The 16405-nt window shown below is 69.7% G+C and carries 15 protein-coding genes and 1 pseudogene; 6 read left to right on the plus strand and 10 right to left on the minus strand.

The features are described from left to right. Positions 1-750 precede the first annotated feature (750 nt). The 8 genes and pseudogenes from AMK26_RS23845 to AMK26_RS23885 form a co-directional block, all read right to left on the minus strand. Complete coding sequence (locus AMK26_RS23845; protein ID WP_073756751.1) at positions 751-1755, minus strand: hypothetical protein; 1005 nt, start codon at positions 1753-1755, stop codon at positions 751-753. A gap of 313 nt (positions 1756-2068) precedes the next feature. Beyond that, positions 2069-2455 carry a DoxX family protein gene (locus tag AMK26_RS23855; RefSeq protein ID WP_073756753.1) on the minus strand — a complete coding sequence of 129 codons (387 nt, stop codon included), beginning with the start codon at positions 2453-2455 and terminating at the stop codon, positions 2069-2071. A gap of 91 nt (positions 2456-2546) precedes the next feature. Then, a pseudogene (locus tag AMK26_RS23860) lies at positions 2547-2765 on the minus strand (carboxymuconolactone decarboxylase family protein); the annotation flags it as partial. 107 nt (positions 2766-2872) lie between these two features. Further along, a complete protein-coding gene (locus AMK26_RS23865) occupies positions 2873-3754 on the minus strand; it encodes a sigma-70 family RNA polymerase sigma factor (protein ID WP_073756754.1) in 882 nt (293 codons plus the stop codon). Positions 3755-4468: 714 nt separating this feature from the next. Beyond that, positions 4469-5050, minus strand: a complete 582-nt coding sequence (locus AMK26_RS23870) for a TerD family protein (protein ID WP_073756755.1) — start codon at positions 5048-5050, stop codon at positions 4469-4471. Positions 5051-5103: 53 nt separating this feature from the next. Beyond that, positions 5104-5358 carry a twin-arginine translocase TatA/TatE family subunit gene (gene tatA / locus AMK26_RS23875; protein WP_073756756.1) on the minus strand — a complete coding sequence of 85 codons (255 nt, stop codon included), beginning with the start codon at positions 5356-5358 and terminating at the stop codon, positions 5104-5106. Positions 5359-5402: 44 nt separating this feature from the next. Then, positions 5403-5978: a TerD family protein gene (locus AMK26_RS23880; RefSeq protein WP_073756757.1), complete on the minus strand. Its 576-nt coding sequence runs from the start codon at positions 5976-5978 to the stop codon at positions 5403-5405. Between the two features lie 115 nt (positions 5979-6093). Beyond that, positions 6094-7473: an LCP family protein gene (locus AMK26_RS23885; RefSeq protein WP_107421045.1), complete on the minus strand. Its 1380-nt coding sequence runs from the start codon at positions 7471-7473 to the stop codon at positions 6094-6096. 286 nt (positions 7474-7759) lie between these two features. On the opposite strand from AMK26_RS23885, the gene AMK26_RS23890 reads away from it, so the two are divergent. Together AMK26_RS23890 and AMK26_RS23895 are read left to right on the plus strand one after the other, a co-directional pair. After that, positions 7760-8164 (plus strand): BlaI/MecI/CopY family transcriptional regulator, encoded by a 405-nt coding sequence (locus AMK26_RS23890; RefSeq protein WP_073756758.1) that lies wholly within the window; start codon positions 7760-7762, stop codon positions 8162-8164. 5 nt (positions 8165-8169) lie between these two features. Further along, positions 8170-9102 (plus strand): M56 family metallopeptidase, encoded by a 933-nt coding sequence (locus AMK26_RS23895; RefSeq protein ID WP_073756759.1) that lies wholly within the window; start codon positions 8170-8172, stop codon positions 9100-9102. Positions 9103-9497: 395 nt separating this feature from the next. Here AMK26_RS23895 and AMK26_RS23900 read toward each other — a convergent pair whose 3' ends face one another. Next, on the minus strand, positions 9498-9953 hold the full coding sequence (locus AMK26_RS23900) for a tellurite resistance TerB family protein (RefSeq protein WP_073756760.1): 456 nt from the start codon (positions 9951-9953) through the stop codon (positions 9498-9500). A 109-nt stretch (positions 9954-10062) separates the two neighbouring features. Next, entirely contained in the window at positions 10063-11046 is a 984-nt protein-coding gene (locus AMK26_RS23905) for a sporulation protein (protein WP_073756761.1), read from the minus strand. Between the two features lie 426 nt (positions 11047-11472). On the opposite strand from AMK26_RS23905, the gene AMK26_RS23910 reads away from it, so the two are divergent. From AMK26_RS23910 to AMK26_RS23925, 4 genes are all read left to right on the plus strand, one after another. After that, positions 11473-12825 carry a hemolysin family protein gene (locus AMK26_RS23910; RefSeq protein ID WP_073756762.1) on the plus strand — a complete coding sequence of 451 codons (1353 nt, stop codon included), beginning with the start codon at positions 11473-11475 and terminating at the stop codon, positions 12823-12825. Then, positions 12822-13841: a hemolysin family protein gene (locus tag AMK26_RS23915; RefSeq protein ID WP_073756763.1), complete on the plus strand. Its 1020-nt coding sequence runs from the start codon at positions 12822-12824 to the stop codon at positions 13839-13841. Before AMK26_RS23910 ends, AMK26_RS23915 begins: the two co-directional genes overlap by 4 nt. Before the next feature lie 100 nt (positions 13842-13941). Continuing rightward, positions 13942-15261, plus strand: a complete 1320-nt coding sequence (locus AMK26_RS23920; protein ID WP_073756764.1) for a hemolysin family protein — start codon at positions 13942-13944, stop codon at positions 15259-15261. Beyond that, positions 15258-16277: a hemolysin family protein gene (locus AMK26_RS23925; RefSeq protein WP_073756765.1), complete on the plus strand. Its 1020-nt coding sequence runs from the start codon at positions 15258-15260 to the stop codon at positions 16275-16277. Before AMK26_RS23920 ends, AMK26_RS23925 begins: the two co-directional genes overlap by 4 nt. Positions 16278-16405: the final 128 nt, after the last annotated feature.

Consider the following 16405-nt stretch of genomic DNA (forward strand, 5'->3'; position numbering starts at 1 on the left):
GGCGGCGTTCGGACATCCGTTCAATGAATTCTCCGGGCGTGAGCAAGTCGGCTGCCGGCGACTGTGCCGATGTGCTTCCGTGCCCCCAGGAGGGCTTGCATCCAGACCTCTCGGGCTACGTGGAGGGCGTGACGTTCGGTGCGCTGAGCCTGCCGAGGAACTGTGGAGCAATGACGGAGGCGATCAGTTGTCCTGTGGGCCTTCCAGTTCCTGGAGTCGCTCAGCAACCGCTTGGGGCCACGGGCGCTGGAACTCGCCGCGGTGACCCCGTTCGGGGCACTGGCGGCGCGGGTATGTCATGCCCTGCCGCGCATGTCAGGCGCACGGATCCGGCTTCGACCAAGGGGGCGTCAGTGCGGAACAGCGTGGTTGGTCTGGGGCTCGGTGAAATACGCGGTGATTACCCCGTCATCAACCCGGCGATAGGCGCGACGATGCAGGTCGTTCGTCGCAACCCGTGCGTGATCGCCCGCCGTGCGCCGATGGCCCTCCGGCAAGGCGTTTCCGTCGGCTTGGGGCACGCGGAGGACGCGGGGCCCTGAAGAGTTGAGTGGGTGCATATCGTCTGACCAGCGTAAACACGCAGCTATGGCTCCTCCTGGCAGCTTCGGGCGGAGCCGTGGCGACCGCTGTTGACCGCCTCTACTGGCACGTTGTGGCACGCCCCTCGCGCAACGTCAGCCGGTGACCGGAGCAGCGGCCCCGCTGCGAAAGCGCCGAGGCCGGTGTCGGCCTGTGCGGTTGTGGCTGTCACGAGAGGAGGGCGAGGAACAACCGCCCCGGGATCAGGTAGAGGGTGGCGGCCGCGCTCGCGGCGAAGACCGGCAGCGAGACCAGGACGACGAGAGGCAGTCGCAGGACGGCCCACAAACCGAGGACTTCGCCCCCGCCCTCGTTCTCGCCCGCACTCGCACGTCCGCGCACGTACCAGACGCGCTGATACGGCAGGGGTCTCACGGCGGGACGGCTCACCTTCCGTACGTGCTCGTACCGCCGACCGGCGACGTCGGTGACGGCGTGGACGTCCTGGTGGCCCGACGAGGTCACTTCCGAGCGGTCGAAGTCCGCGCGGGTCCGGTGGCCCCGGCGGATCAGCGCCCACAGGCCGGATACCGATGAGAAGAGATAGAAGCCCGATATGAAGGCGAAGGCCGCCGGGACAAAGCCTCCGGCAAGATAGAGGACGGCTCCCACCACGTCGCCGGCGGCATACAGGAGTGCCGCGTAGCCGATGAGCGCGGTCGCCACTCCCGGCACCACCAGATCGCCCCAGTCGATACGGTCGCGCAGCGACGGCAACGGGGCCGGCGGGCGCCGTGCGGGGTGGCCGCTGGCGATCGGGAACGAGCCCTCGCGCAGGCGTACCTCGTCCGCCGCGCACACCGGGACCGGGCGCCGCGTGCCACTCGGGGGCGTCCACGGCACTTCAGCAGTCGATGGTCCGTGCCGAGGGTCGAAGAAGCAGAGCGGGAGCCGTGCGGGCAACGGCCCACCCGTCAGGCGTGACTCCAGACAGGCCATGGCGTTCCGGCCGTCGTCCAGGTGCCGAAGGACGTCCTCGCGGCCGTCGCGGCGCAGGGCCCGACCGGCCGCCTCGTACGCGTCGAGGGCGCGCGCCCAGTCTTCCACCGCTTCCGGCGGAGTTCCGGGAGTTCCCGGCTGGAAGGAATGCGCGGTCAGCAGTTCACCGAAGGCCGTCACCTCGGCCGCGAGGTCCGGATCCGGCTCCGCCCTCCGCTTCCTGCTGTACGGCACGATCCCTCCCGCGGTCGGTATGGCGCGATGTAGGGCCTGGGACGGGTCAGAGGGTTGTCCTGCTTTCCATGACCCATCGGCGTCTCGCCTCCGCACCGGTGTCCCCTGCAAGGCTCCCCATGCTCCCTGACCACCCGAAGGAACACCATGCCATCGACCGGCAAGATGGGCCCGCGCTCGTTGCCGGGATGGCGGAGGCTGCGGTTCCGGCGCGGTTCCAGTCGATCATGTCCCCTGCCGTGGTCCAGGGGATCAGCCGGGGAGCGGGACTCGAATCGACCAACGGCGTTCCCGCGCGCGCGTGACGGGCCGGTCAGCCGGTGAAGGGTTCCAGAGCGAAGCGGCCGATCGCCACGAAGGCGGTCAGGGCAAGGTAGCCCCCGTCTCCCAGCGCGGCTTTGGGCTCACCACGGCGGATCCGCAGGATCATGGCGCCGGTCATGATCAGCGCCAGGCCGCCGGCCGCCAGCGGTACCAGTATCGGCGCGATCCCGAGCAAGGCCGGCAGGACCAGGCCCACGGCACCGAGGATCTCGAGTGCTCCGATGGCCTTGAGGGTGCCGGGCTTGAAGTCGAGGACCCAGCGCGCGGCCTCGGCCATCCCAGCCATCTTCTCTCGCGGGACGAACAGCTTCCCGAAGCCGGAGAACAGGAAGACGGCGGTCAGCAGGCCGGTGATGATCCACAGTGCGATGTTCATGAGTCCTGCCCTTGGCACGATGTCGGGGGGGGCGAGGGGACGCCCGGGGTCGTCCCGGGTCCGCCTGGGAGCCTGAGGGGAAAGGTCCGCGTCAGCCGAACTGACCGGGCTGGTACTCACCGCCGGGCGTCCGGGTGATCACGTTCAGCCGGTTGAAGGCGTTGATCACGCAGATCAGGGCCACCAGGGCCATGAGCTGGTCCTCGTCGTAGTGCTTCGCCGCCTTCGCCCACGCCTCATCGGTGACGCCGCTGGAGTCGGCGAGGCGCGTGCCCTGCTCGGTGAGTTCCCGTGCCGCCCGCTCCGCCTGATCCGGCATTCCATCTCGGTCTCCTTCGCCTTCGGATGCCTGCACCACTACGACGAAGGACTCATCCAAGAGGTAACAACCCCATGCGCTCGACGTCTCGACGTGCGCTACTCGGGTCGCGCGGGCAGACCCATGGCGTCGAGGCGCTTGCGGTCGCTGACGGTCAGGAGCTCGACGATCCGGCCGTCGACCACGGTGCACGCCACCACGCCGAGCACCTTGCCCCTCGCACCCCAGGCCACGAACCCCGGCACGCCGTTGACCAGGACCGGGAGCACCGAGGTCATCGACCGGGCGCCGCGCAGGACCGGTTCGGCGACCTCGGCCGCCCCTGCCCTGGTCATCACGCCCTGCGGGTGGTACGTGCGCCAGGTCACCTTCGGATCGAGCAGCCGTACGAGCCCTTCGAAGTCCCCGTTCCGCGCCGCGGCAAGAAACGCGTCGACCACTGCGCGCTGCCGCCGCGGCTCCTCGTCCGGCACCGATGTGCTCTGCACCTTCCGGCGGGCCCGGCTGGCGAGCATCTTGGTCGCGTCGGTGGACCGCCCGGTGATCTCGCCGATCTCGGCGAACGGCACCGCGAACATGTCGTGCAGTACGAACGCCAACCGTTCGGTCGGCGTGAGGGTTTCGAGCACCACCAGCAGTGCCAGCCCGACCGATTCGGCGAGCATCGCGTCGTCCTCGGGTGCCGCCCCGCCGTCCACGGTCACCACCAGCTCGGGCAGTTGGTTGTCGTACGACAACTCGGGCCGGGTCTTGCGCGAGCGCAGCACGTCGATGCAGACCCGGCCGACCACGGTGGTCAACCAGCCGGCCAGGTTGTCGATCGCGGCCGCGTCCTGTCGCGCCAGCCGGATCCACGCCTCCTGCACCGCGTCCTCGGCGTCCACCCGCGACCCGAGCATCCGGTGGGCGACCGCCACCAGACGCTCACGCTGCTGTTCGAAGGCTCCCGCCAATGCTTCGTGCGGACCGGAACCGGTCATGTCGTTACCTTCCTCGCGCGAACTCCGTCATGATCATGACGGGACCGAAGGTGCCGAGGTAACCGTTCGGCGTGCGCCTTGAGGGAAGCGCCGCGGCGGCGACCGGTGATCGACATGTGCGACCTCCGCTGCCCCAGGCCATGTCCAAGGAGCCGGTGACGCGCGCCGGCATGGCCGCCGGGGTCGTCTTCGCGGGTGATGCGGGCGACGGCCGGTCGCGGAATGAATCTCGCTTCCTGGGCAACGACGAAGCCTTGGGTCGATGACAGGCGCGGCGCCCCTCCGGGATCCGGACAACAAGAAGGGCCCGGGTCTGCGACCTGTGTCCGATCTGCACCAGCAAGCCCGTGACCGCCGCCTGCACGATGGCCTTCGTGCTGTCACCCGAAGCCCCGGCCTGCCGTCGTCCGTATCGCCGGCCAGGTGGAAACCCGCCTGGCTCAGGGCATGCCGCACCCTCGACGCGAGTTCGGAGGGCGGAGGCGACACAAGCCTCTCCGGCCCTCATCTCGGGGGATCAAGCCCGTCGGCTCAGTCCGCGCCATCGAGCCGCTGCATCATGCATCGGGCCGACTGGTCTTGGCCTGTGCGAAGGCCGGCCCATCACGGACGCCCACCCCGATGGGCGCCGCGGTGATGAGCCGGCCCGTTCGAACAGCACACCGGCAGCCGTGGCGCGCCCGGTGCGCTGGTGATCACTGGATCAGGTGGTGGTCACAGGTGCGCGGCGATGGCCGGCATGAGGTCCTGGAAGGTGCGTCCGTCGGCAGGGCTGCCGATGGCGGCCATCTGCCAGCCGGTGCCGCCCCGCTGGACCTTGGCCATGATCTGGGCGGTGTGGCGGCCGCCGCCGGTGAGGGTGTAGCGGGCCAGTTCCTGGCCGGTGGTCTCGTCCAGGAGGCGGCAGAAGGCGTTGTCGACCTCCTCGAAGGTCTGCCCGGTGAAGGAGTTCACCGTGAAGACGATCTGGTCGATGTGTACGGGGACGCGCTGGAGGTCCACGAGGATCGACTCGTCGTCGCCGCCCTGGCCCGCGCCGCCGACGCGGTTGTCGCCGGTGTGGCGTACGGAGCCGTCGTCGCTGACGAGGTGCTGGAAGAAGACGACGTCCACCGGCTGCTTGTCGGCGAAGAGCACCGCCGAGGCGTCCAGGTCGATCTCCCGTGCGGTCATCCGGGCCAGGAAGCCCTTACGGGGTGCGGACTTCCAGCCCAGGCCCATGCGTACGACGCTCAGTGCGCCGCCGTCGGACTTGCTCAGGCTGATCTGCTGGCCCTTGGTCAGGTTCACGGACATGCGGTGTGCCTCTTCGTTCGTACGGGTGTGTGGACTGGAGCCGGCTGCACGGGTCAGGTGCGTACGGGGCCGTTGCCCGGCCCTTCGCCGCCCGGTTGGGAGGCGGGGCCGTTGGTGGGCTGGACCTGGATCACGCGGGGAGCCGACTGCTGTTCGGGGGAGGAGTCCTGCTCCTTCATCGCCTTGGCTTCGCTCTTCAGGATGCGTCCCGCCTTTCCCGCGTTGCGGGCCAGTTCCGGGAGCTTCTTCGCGCCGAACACGATGAGGATGATGATCAGGAGTATCGCGAGCTCGCTGAGTCCGAACATCGGTTCCCGCTTTCTCGAAGTGGCCGTGGGATGGAGGCGACGGGTCAGACGTTGACGCCGAAGTCGGCGGCGATGCCGGAGAGCCCGCTGGCGTAACCCTGGCCGACCGCCCGGAACTTCCACTCCGCGCCGTGCCGGTACAGCTCGCCGAAGACCATGGCGGTCTCGGTCGCGGCGTCCTCGGACAGGTCGTAGCGGGCGAGCTCCGTGCCGCCGGCCTGGTTGACCACGCGGATGAAGGCGTTGCGTACCTGGCCGAAGCTGTGCCCGCGGGCTTCGGCGTCGTGGATGGAGACCGGAAAGACGATCTTCGTGACGTCGGCGGGGACGGCGGCGAGGTCGACCTTGATGACCTCGTCGTCGCCCTCGCCCTCACCGGTGAGGTTGTCGCCGGTGTGCTCGACCGAGCCGTCGGGGCTGGTGAGGTTGTTGTAGAAGACGAAGTGCCGGTCGGAGGCGACCTTCCCGGTCTCGTTGAGCAGCAGCGCGCTCGCGTCGAGGTCGTAGTCGGTGCCGGTGGTCGTACGGACGTCCCAGCCCAGGCCGACCAGTACGGCGGTCAGCCCGGGGGCCTCCTTGCTCAGTGAGACGTTGCCGCCCTTGGCCAGGCTCACACCCATGTCGCATCCCTTCCCGTCGTACGCGGTGCCGGGCCGTCGGTCCGGCTGAAGTCCGTCAAAAATCTACAGCACTGTAGAAGGTGACGGGGGCTCGCTTGGTCGGCATGCCCGTATTTCAGCCTCGTAGGCCGGAGTAGTCCCGGCCGATGGTCAGGGTGACGACGTCGGCTGCGGCGTTCGCGTCGTCCCGCGGTACGACCGTGGTCCTCAACCGCGCCGCCACGGCGAGCGCCTGCTGTTCGAGACCGGGGGGATACGTCACGGTCGTGGTCGCGGTGGGTTCGGGGGCGTTGCCGGTCGCGGTGACGGTGTAGCCGGCCGTACGCAGATGCTCCGCGGCTGCGGCCGCCGCGCCCGTGGTCCCCGTTCCGTTGAGTGTTTGGACCCTGACGCTGCGGGCCGGTGCCGGGGCGGGGGTGGTCATCCGGGACTTGTCGACCTCCTGGTCCTTCGCCAGGGCGGTGAACAGTTCCTGGGCGTGCGGATATTGCCAGGAGATGTTGGCCTTGTCGGTCGGGACGTCCAGCTCTCGCGGGTAGTTGGGGACGGTCAGGAAGGTGAGGCGGTCCTTCGGTATGCCCTGGAGGGTGGTGGCGAGGTCGGTCAGGGGCTTTATCCCGGCGAGGGACGGATCGGTGGTCACGGACTTGGTCGCCGAGTCCAGTACGTCGTACAGGTCGCCTGGGCTGGTCAGCTTCTCCCGCGACTTTGCGGCGAGAGCCTCCATGAACTCCTGCTGGCGTCCGATGCGTCCGATGTCGGAGCCGTCTCCGACGCTGTAGCGGGTGCGGACGTAGCCGAGGGCCTGCTCGTCCTTGATGGTCTGGCAGCCGGCTTCAAGGTCGAGGTGCGCCTTTTTGTCGCGTATGGCTTGCTCGGGGCAGACCTCGATGCCGTCCAGGGCGTTGACCATGCCCTTGAAGCCCTGGAAGTCGACGGACAGGAAGTTGTCGATGCGCAGCCCGGTGTTCTGCTCGATCGTCTTGATGGTGCAGGCGGCGGCTCCACCGACGTCACCCTTGGTGCCGCCGATGGCGAACGCCTCATTGATCTTGGAGCGGTGCGGGGCGGACGTGGTCCCGTCGCCGCGGTCGCAGGCGGGTATCTCGACCCAGGAGTCCCGGGGCAGGGAGACGACCGCGGCCCATTCCCGGTTGGCGGCTATGTGGAGGACCATCAGCGTGTCCGACTGCATGGTGTCCAGGTCTTTGCCGTACTTGGCGTTCGCGCCGGCCCGGCTGTCGGACCCGACGACGAGGATGTTCTTCGCGCCCGGGCTGAGATTGACCGGGCGGTCCTGCCCGATCCTGTTGTCGATGTCACCGGCGCGGATGTTGCCGTCCAGCTGCTGGTAGAGCCACGCTCCCGCCCCGCCCGCACCGAGAAGCAGCGCGACCAGGACGCCGCCCGTCCAGGCCATGTACCGGCCGCGCCGGGTCAACCGAAGTTTCGTCGCGCGCTCCGCTCGCCTGCGGCGGCCCCGCTGCCCGCTCATGTTGCTGCCCTCCCGCACCCCGGCCCCACAGGCCCTGCTGTCTGTTACGTGTCCGTCCGGTCCCCGATCCGTGTCGACGGATGCACGAATCTACAACGACGTAGAAGATGAGTGGTGAGGGGTAGCACATCTGGATGCTCGGCGCCTGTGGCGCGTCATGGCTCGCGTGCCGTGCCGCAGCCTCGCCAACACCAGCCGAACAACGGCCGACGACCGCGCCACGACTCAGTACGATGAACCGCTCCAGCGAACGGATGCGGGCCGGAGGGGACGGGAGGGAGACGGCATGACGGACCAGAACCAGGGCGGTGCCCCTCACCAACCCCGTCGGCGCGGCCAGGGTGAGCTCGAGGCGCAGGTGCTGGCCGCGCTGCGCGAAGCACCCGGTCCCGTGAACGCGGGGTGGGTGCAGGAGCGGCTCGGGGGCGGACTCGCGTACACCACCGTGGTGACCATCCTGACCCGCCTGCATGCGAAGGGCGCGGTCACGCGGGAGCGGGCCGGCCGCTCCTTCGAGTGGACGCCGACCGCCGACGAGGCCGGGCTGGCCGCCCTGCGGATGCGCAAGGTGCTGGACGCGGAGTCGGACCGGGAGGCCGTCCTGGCGAGCTTCGTGACCGCGCTGTCGCCGGGGGACGAGCAACTGCTGCGCGACCTGCTGGCCCAGGCGGCCGACGAAGGGGAAGACTGACCGTCATGGGGGTCTTCGTCTTCCTGCCGCTGGTGCTGCCCTTAAGCGCATGGCCGATCGCCCGGCTCGCCGAGCAGCATCTGCATCCGCGCGCGGCCACCTGGCTCCTGTCCGGGGTCGCCGGCGTGCTGGCCGTGTGCAGCACCCTGTGCCTGGCGCTGCTCGTGGTGGTGGGGACCGCGCAACTGCCCGGCAATCCGCTGCCCGACGGCTGGTCGGATCCCGAAGTGCGGGAGGCGGTGCCGTACGACGAGATCGCGGGCAAGGTGTCCATCCCGGCCCTGATCGTGGTGATCGCTTCCTGTGCGAGGACGGTGTGGCGGCACGTGCGCGTACGCAGAAGCGCCGCGCATGTTCTGTCATCGGTGCCTTCCCGCTCGGTGGCCGTGCTGCCCGACGAGACGCCGTACGCGTACGCCCTTCCCGGCAAGCGGCGCGGCCGGGTCGTGGTCACGACCGGGATGCTGGACGGGCTGAGCGCGCCCGAGCGTCGGGCGCTGTTCGCGCATGAACGGGCGCACTTGGTGGGCCGGCACCATCGCTTCCTGCTGGTGGTGCAGCTCGCGGCCCGCGCCAATCCGTTCCTGCGTCCCTTGCGTACCGCCGTGACCTACACCGCGGAGCGGTGGGCGGACGAGGAGGCGGCCGCGACGGTCGGCAGCCGGCGTGTGGTGGCGCGGGCGATCGGCAAGGCGGCTCTGGTCTCGCGCGGGGCACCCATCGCGACGCTCGCGGGGTTCGCGACCACCGGCCCGGTTCCGCGCCGGGTGGCCGCCCTGCTGGAACCCGCGCCTGCCGAACGGGTCTGGCCGCCCGTCTCCACGACGGTGGGGCTCGCAGCTTGGGGGGCGGCAGCCGGTACCACGGTGTCGGCGCTGTCGTCGGCGAACTCGGCCGTCACCCTCTTCTTCATCCTGAAGGCGGCGACCCCGCTCTAGACGCTTGGCCGGCGGGGCCGGGATTTCGTTGCGGGCCTTCCCGCCCTTCAACGGGCAGAAGGGCGGGAAGGCGGTCGGAGGGGGCTTCGCCGCGTCCGAGTGACGCCACGCCTGCCGGGCACGGGAGATTGCGAACGGACCATGCGATGCCCTCGTGCTTCGTGACACCCGGGCGGCGGTGACGCCCATTCTGGTGACGGCCGGCCACAAGGCGCCGGCACGTCGGTGTCTCTACGGGACCAGTCGGCCGAGTAGGCCCAGAAGGCGGCGATCAGGATCGCGGCCACGATGCACGAATTCCCCATGGCAGTCCCCTCCCAGGCTGTCCGCTGTGCAGGTGCTCCTCACTGGCGCCGCCCCATAGGGAATCGGGGCGGCGGGCAGCGGCTACCGCATCAGAGGTCGAACTCGTGCGGCGGAAGTTCGAGCACGTAGCAGGCTTCGCGTACGACGGCCTGCTCGGTCTTGTCGAAGTCCCCGTCGGCACCGCCGATGATGATGCCGATCTGGACGACGGCGCGGGCTTCGGCGGGCTTCTTCTTTGCCTTGGCGACCTCCTGGAGCACGCTGACCTTGCCGAAGTCGAAGTCGGCGGTGAGCCTGTTGAGGTTGTCGTCGAAGCGGCGCTGGAGGTCGTCGGCGGGGAAGTTCTGCAGCACCTCGTTGGTGGCGATCAGTTCGGCGACGCGGCGTCGCTCGGAGGGGTCGATGGTGCCGTCGGCGGCGGCGACCAAGGCGCACATCGCCATGGACGCGTCACGGAAGGCACCGCTCTTGAGGTCGTTCTTCTTCGTCATGAGCTGGGTCTGCATCGTCGATGCGGACTCCTTGAGGCGGTCCCACAGGGCCATGAGAACTCCGTAATCGTCGGGGTGGTCCGGACCGGACGGGGGCTCCAGCCGACCCGGACCACCGCGTCTTCTACATTGCTGTAGAAGCTATCAGGGGCGCAAGAGTGCCTCAGCCTTCTTCGCCCTCGTCCTCCTCGCCTTCGAAGAAGTCCCCGACCTCGTCGACGACTTCGGCTGCGACCATGCCGCCGACCACGCCGACGGCGAGTCCGGCCGCACCGGCCGCGACGACGGTCCCCATGCCGGGGCCGGAGCGGTGTCCATGTCCGTCGCCGTGGTGGTGGTCACCGTGTCCGTACGACGCGTGGGTGCCGTGCGAGGAGCGGTGCTCGATCAGCTGGCGTACCCAGCCGTCGACCTCGGTGTTCCAGTCGGTGTGGGCGACGCTGTCGTGGGTGACGGTGAAGCGGGTGAGCGCGTCGTGGCCGCCGGAGAAGAGGCCGCCGCGCTTGTCGGCTTCCAGGATCACCTCCATCCCGCCGGGGCCGGCGAGGAAGGTCACCTCGATCTCGTTGACCGCGTGCGCGTACTGCGGCGACGGGGTGATCTCGATCTCCTGGTAGAACGGCAGATGCTGGCCGGTACCGCCGATGTGGCCGTACTCCAGGTCGGCCGACTTGAAGCCGAAGCCGAGCTGCCCGAACGCCTCCAGGATCGCTTCCTGGACCGGCAGCGGGCCCACCGTCAGCGGGTCCAGGTCGCCCTTGTCCTTGGCGCCGGCCACGCCGAGCTCCGTGCGTACGCCCAGTACGACGCCCAGCGGTTGTCCGTGCAGCTCGGTGATCGGGGTCTCCCACGGCAGCGTCACCGAGAACGGAATGCTGCGCTGCTCGCCCTCGGCCAGCCGGAAGCCGCCGGCCACCGTGTACCGCTCGAAGGCGACGGTGCCCTCGTGCTCACCGTCGTCCGTCTCGGCCTCGGCGCGGGCGACCAGCTCCAGGCTGATGTGCTCGATGTCGAAGTCCGCGTTGCCGCCCTTGAGCTGGACCTCACCGGTGAGGCTTCCGCCGGGAAGTACCGCTCCTGGCGTGAGGACCGTGTCCACGGCGGGACCGCCGACACCGATCGAGCCGAGCAGCCGTTTGAACACCATCGTGGCGTTCACTCCTTTGTGATGCGTGTGGTTCTCTCGTCATGGCCCGCCGCCCCGGCCGGGCGGCGGGCCGGTGATTACTTCGCTGCTTCGAGAACAGCGCGTGCTTCATCTACACGCATGTAGAAGCATAGGGGCGGGCTGTCCTCGTGTGGCAGGAAACTCCGAGACTTCGGATGGCGAGTCTTGATATGGCCCCGGACGGCTTCGCCGACAGCCTGGCCTGCACCGGCGCGGCAGCGCCCCACGGCACGCCTGCCGTCTTCGTTTGCCTTTCCTTTACAGTGGGTGTAGAAGCATGCCGCTTCTGACTCACTGTCTTCCGCGTATGAGAAGGAGCTACGGACCCGCGATGGGTGAACCTCCCAGTACCAGCCGTGCCGCCGCCTGCCCGCACCACAGGAGCGAGCGATCGGGGGTGGCACGGTGATCGAAGTCCTGTTGCTGCTCCTTGCTCTGGCTCTGACGCTGGCCTGTGCGCTGTTCGTCGCGGCCGAGTTCTCCCTCACCACTGTCGAGCGCGGCGAGCTTGAGCGCGCCGCCGATGCCGGTGAGCGCGGCGCCGAAGGCGCACTGAAGGCGGTACGGAAGCTCACCTTCCAGCTCTCCGGCGCCCAGCTGGGCATCACCGTCACCTCGCTGGTGATCGGCATGCTCGCCGAGCCGTCACTCGCGGCCCTGCTGCGTGGCCCGCTCAGGGCCATCGGCCTGAGCGGCGCTGCCTCGTCCGTCGCCACCGTGCTGGGCGTCGCCGTGTCCACGGTCGTGCTGATGGTGATCGGTGAGCTGGTCCCGAAGAACTGGGCGATCTCGCATCCGCTGGCGGTCGCCAAGGTGGTGGCGGGGCCGCAGCGCGGCTTCACGGCCGCCTTCGGACCGTTCATCCGGCACCTGAACCACACCGCCAACCGGTTCGTACGCCGCTTCGGCCTGGAGCCGGCCGAGGAGCTGGCCTCGGCCCGTACCCCGGAGGAGCTCGTGGCACTCGCCGAGCACTCCGCACGGCGCGGCGTGATCGAGCAGGACTCCGCCGAGCTTTTCGTACGCACCCTGCACCTGAGCGAGCTGACCGCCGAGAACGTGATGACCCCGCGTGTGGACGTCGTCGCGCTCGAAGCGCACGCCACCGTCGCCGACGCCGCCAACCTCTCCCTGGCCACCGGCCTGTCCCGCTTCCCGGTCTACCGCGACAGCCTGGACGAGGTCATCGGCACGATCCACATCCGTGACGTCCTCGCCCTGCCCCCGCAGGAGCGGGCGACCACCCCGGTCACCGCCCTCGCCACCCCGCCGCTGCTCGTGCCGGACACCCTCCCGGCCGACCGGCTCCTTGAGCGGATGCGCGCCCAGCGCACCATGGCCGTCGTCATCGACGAGTACGGCGGCACGGCGGGCGTCGCGACCGTGGAGGACATCGTCGAGGAGGTCGTCGGAGAGGTACGCGACGAGCACGACCCGCTGGAGATCCCCGACCTGCTGCCCGCGCCCGCGACCGAGGACGGCCGCGCCACCTGGGAAGCCGACGGCAGCGTACGGATCGACCAGCTCGCCGCCATAGGGCTCATCGCGCCCGAAGGGCCGTACGAGACCGTGGCCGGCCTGATCGCCACCCGCCTCGCGCGCATCCCCGCCCAGGGAGACACGGTGGACGTCGACGGGTGGCGACTGGACGTCCTGGACGTCGAGCACCACCGCGCCGACCGCGTCCACATCACCGAGCCCGCCCGCGAGACACAGCAGCAGCCGGCCCGGGAGCGGCAGCTGGAGGAGGCCCGATGACCACTGTGCAGCTCTTCATCGGGGCGCTCACCCTGCTGACCAACGCGTTCTTCGTCGCGGCCGAATTCGCCCTGATCTCCGTACGCCGCAGCCAGGTCGAACCGGCCGCCAGGCAGGGCAACACGCGGGCCCGGATCACCCTGTGGGGTCTGGAGCACCTCTCCCAGATGATGGCCACGGCCCAGCTCGGCATCACCGCGTCCTCGCTGGTCCTCGGAGCGGTCGCCGAGCCCGCCATCGCCCACCTCCTGGAGCCGGGCTTCGAAGCCGTCCACCTGCCGCACGTCCTGGTCCACCCGGTCGCCTTCGTCATCGCGCTGTCCCTCGCCACGTACGCGCACATGCTGATCGGCGAGATGGTCCCCAAGAACATCGCTCTGGCCGCTCCGGCCAAGACGGCGCTGCTGCTCGGCCCGCCGCTGGTCGCCCTCACCCGCGCCCTGCGCCCGCTGGTGTTCTCCATCAACGCCTTCGCCAACGCCCTGCTGCGGCTGATGAAGGTGGATCCGAAGGACGAGGTCGAGTCGGTCTTCACCGATGACGAGCTCGCCCGCATGGTCGAGGACTCCAGCGAGGCCGGGCTGCTCTCGCCCGCCGACAGCGAGCGGCTGCGGGACGCCCTGGAGCTGGGTACGCGGCCGGTCGGCGAGATCGTCGTACCCGCCCAGAAGATGCACACCGTCCCCCACACGATCACCCCGGCGGGCCTGGAGCGGACTGCGGCGGCCGCCAAGTTCTCCCGGTTCCCGGTCACCGGTCCCACCGGGGCCGTCCTGGGCTACCTGCACATCAAGGACACTCTGGGCGTGGCCGACCGGGACAAGCCCTTCCCGCGCACCGCGCTGCACCCGGTCACCCGGGTCCGCATCGACACGCCGCTGGACGACACCCTCACCGCGCTGCGTGCCGCCGGCAGCCACCTGGCCGCCGTCACCGGTGAAGCGGGCGCGGTCATCGGCTTCGTGACCATGGAGGACGTGCTCGAAGAGCTCGTCGGCCCGGCAGCCCCCGTGTAACCGGCCGACACCAGCGCTGCCTTGATCCACCCATCCAGAAGGCCATCCAGAAGGAGCACCACTTGTCCGCCAGACCGACGGACCCCCCGGCGGCACCGCGATGACTGCCGCCGTACTCGGCCTGCTGGCCGTCCTCGTCCTGACCGCCGGCACCGGCTACTTCGTCGCCCAGGAGTTCGCGTACGTCGCCGCCGACCGCCTCGCACTCGCTCGCGAGGCGGAAGCGGGTGACAAGCGGGCCGCCCGCGCACTGAAGGTGCTGGAGCGGCTCTCCTTCATGCTGTCGGGCGCTCAGCTGGGCATCACCGTCACCGGCCTGGTGGTGGGCTTCCTCGCCGAGCCGTCCGTCTCCGCGCTGCTCAAGCCCGTGCTGGGTGGCCTTGGCTTGCCCGACGGTGCCGTCTCGGTGGTCTCCGTCCTACTCGCCTTCGTTCTGGCAACGGTCGTGCAGATGGTGCTGGGTGAGCTGGCGCCGAAGAACCTCGCGCTGGCCGTTCCCGAGCGGCTGGCGAAGTCCCTGGCCGGCTCGACCCTCGTCTACCTGAAGATCGTGGGACCTGTCGTGCACGTCTTCGACGGCGCCGCCAACAGGCTGCTGCGCAAGGTCGGCATCGAACCGGTCGAGGAGCTCCACCACGGCGCCACCCTCGAAGAGCTGAGCCATCTGATCGGCGAGTCCCACGAGCAGGGTCACCTGCCCGCCGACACCGCCGAACTCCTCGACCACGCGATGGAGTTCTCCGAGCGCACCCTGGACGAGGTGATGGTGCCGCGCGTGGACGCCCTATTCGTTCGCAAGGACGCCACCGTCGCCGAGGCCGTCGAGCTGATCGCCAAGCACGGCCACTCCAACTACCCGGTCCTCGGCGACCACCCCGACGACGTCGCCGGCGTCCTCGGCGTACGGGACCTGATGCGGCTGCCCGCCGCCGATTTCGAGCGCACGACCGCCGGGGAAGCGGCTCGCCGACCGCTGCTCCTGCCCGACACGCTGCCGCTGCCTGACGCGGTGACGCAGATGCGTGAGCGGGACGACGAGTTCGCGGTCGTCCTGGACGAACACGGCGGCGTCGCCGGGATCGTCACGTACGAGGACATCGCCGAGGAGCTGGTCGGCGACATCGCGGACGAGACCGACACCGTCGTCGAGCTCGCCGTCGCCGACGGGGACGGCTGGCTGGTAGACGCCGGGCGCCGCCTGGACGAGGTCGAGCAGACGACCGGCATCGCGCTGCCCGAGGAAGAGGACTACGACACCGTGGCCGGCCTGATCATCGACCGGCTCGGCCGCTTCCCGGCGATCGGGGACCGTCTGACCGTGGACGGGGTCGAGATCCAGGTCCTGAGCCTGGACCGGCACGTCCCCGAACGCGTACGTATGCAGCGCATGGAGCAGCCGGCCGAGGAGGCACAGGCATGAGTTTCCCGATGGCCCTCTTCGTTACCGTGCTGCTTCTGATCGGCAGCGGCTTCTTCGTCGCGGCCGAGTTCGCGCTGGTCGCCGCCAAGCGGCACCGCATGGAGAAGGCGGCCGCCGACGGGCAGCGCGGCGCCAAGGCCGCGCTCGCCGGCATGCGGGAGCTGTCCCTGATGCTCGCCGGAGCCCAGCTCGGCATCACCATCTGCACCCTGGGCCTCGGCTCGATCTCCAAGCCCGCCATCTCCCACCAGGTCGACCCGCTCCTGGTGAAGCTCGGCCTGCCCAGCGGGCTCAGTTACGGCATCGCCTTCGCCTTCGCCATGATCGTCGTCGTCTTCCTCCACATGGTGCTCGGCGAGATGGCACCCAAGTCGTGGGCCATCGCCCACCCCGAGCGATCCGCGATGCTCCTCACACCGCCCTTCCGCGCCCTGGTGAAGACGGTCCGGCCGCTGATCTGGCTGCTCAACAAGGTCAGCAACGCACTGGTACGGCTGTGCCGCGTCCACCCGCGCGACGAGCTGACGGCCGTCCACAACCGCGAGCAGCTCACCCACCTGGTCGCCGAGTCCGAACGCCTCGGCCTGATCAACCGAACCGACTCCGAACTGATCACCCGCTCCCTTACCGAACCCCAGACGCCGGTCTCCGGCCTCCAGACCCCGGCGGGCGACATCATCACCGTCCCCGCCGACGCCGACCTGGACGCGATCCTGGCCAAGGCCACGGAGGCCGACCGCTCCCGCCTCCTCGTCCACGACGGCGACACCATCCTGGGATCGGTCCACGCCCGCGACGCCCTTGTCGCCCGCACCCGCGGCCGCAAGGTCACCGCACGCCAGCTGGCTCGCCCGGTACCGGAGCTGAACGAAGACGACAGCGTCTCCCACGCGGTCGAGCAACTCCGCCGGAACCGTGCCTCACTGGCCCTGGTCCGTGACCGGAAGGGCCGTCTCACCGGCCTGATCAGCCTGGACGACCTGATTGCCCGGTTGATGGGCTTGCAGGCCGCATAGGTCCTTCAAGGGTTCGGCGCGCCCGCGACCCCTACGGTCTGCGGCCGCTCCTGAGGCAGGAGCGGCCGCAGACTTCATGTCGCTCGGAAACGACGCCGTGCCCGTACAGCAGTCGGCTGGCGGAGTGC

The organism is Streptomyces sp. CB03234 (assembly GCF_001905885.1).
GTDB lineage: Bacteria > Actinomycetota > Actinomycetes > Streptomycetales > Streptomycetaceae > Streptomyces.

Bases quoted from the DNA above. Each gene is read 5' to 3' on its own strand.
- AMK26_RS23855 (WP_073756753.1), bottom strand. From the start codon at position 2,455: ATGAACATCGCACTGTGGATCATCACCGGCCTGCTGACCGCCGTCTTC.
- AMK26_RS23865 (WP_073756754.1), bottom strand. From the start codon at position 3,754: ATGACCGGTTCCGGTCCGCACGAAGCATTGGCGGGAGCCTTCGAACAG.
- AMK26_RS23870 (WP_073756755.1), bottom strand. From the start codon at position 5,050: ATGTCCGTGAACCTGACCAAGGGCCAGCAGATCAGCCTGAGCAAGTCC.
- tatA (WP_073756756.1), bottom strand. From the start codon at position 5,358: ATGTTCGGACTCAGCGAGCTCGCGATACTCCTGATCATCATCCTCATC.
- AMK26_RS23880 (WP_073756757.1), bottom strand. From the start codon at position 5,978: ATGGGTGTGAGCCTGGCCAAGGGCGGCAACGTCTCACTGAGCAAGGAG.
- AMK26_RS23885 (WP_107421045.1), bottom strand. From the start codon at position 7,473: ATGAGCGGGCAGCGGGGCCGCCGCAGGCGAGCGGAGCGCGCGACGAAA.
- AMK26_RS23890 (WP_073756758.1), top strand. From the start codon at position 7,760: ATGACGGACCAGAACCAGGGCGGTGCCCCTCACCAACCCCGTCGGCGC.
- AMK26_RS23895 (WP_073756759.1), top strand. From the start codon at position 8,170: ATGGGGGTCTTCGTCTTCCTGCCGCTGGTGCTGCCCTTAAGCGCATGG.
- AMK26_RS23900 (WP_073756760.1), bottom strand. From the start codon at position 9,953: ATGGCCCTGTGGGACCGCCTCAAGGAGTCCGCATCGACGATGCAGACC.
- AMK26_RS23905 (WP_073756761.1), bottom strand. From the start codon at position 11,046: ATGGTGTTCAAACGGCTGCTCGGCTCGATCGGTGTCGGCGGTCCCGCC.
- AMK26_RS23915 (WP_073756763.1), top strand. From the start codon at position 12,822: ATGACCACTGTGCAGCTCTTCATCGGGGCGCTCACCCTGCTGACCAAC.
- AMK26_RS23920 (WP_073756764.1), top strand. From the start codon at position 13,942: ATGACTGCCGCCGTACTCGGCCTGCTGGCCGTCCTCGTCCTGACCGCC.
- AMK26_RS23925 (WP_073756765.1), top strand. From the start codon at position 15,258: ATGAGTTTCCCGATGGCCCTCTTCGTTACCGTGCTGCTTCTGATCGGC.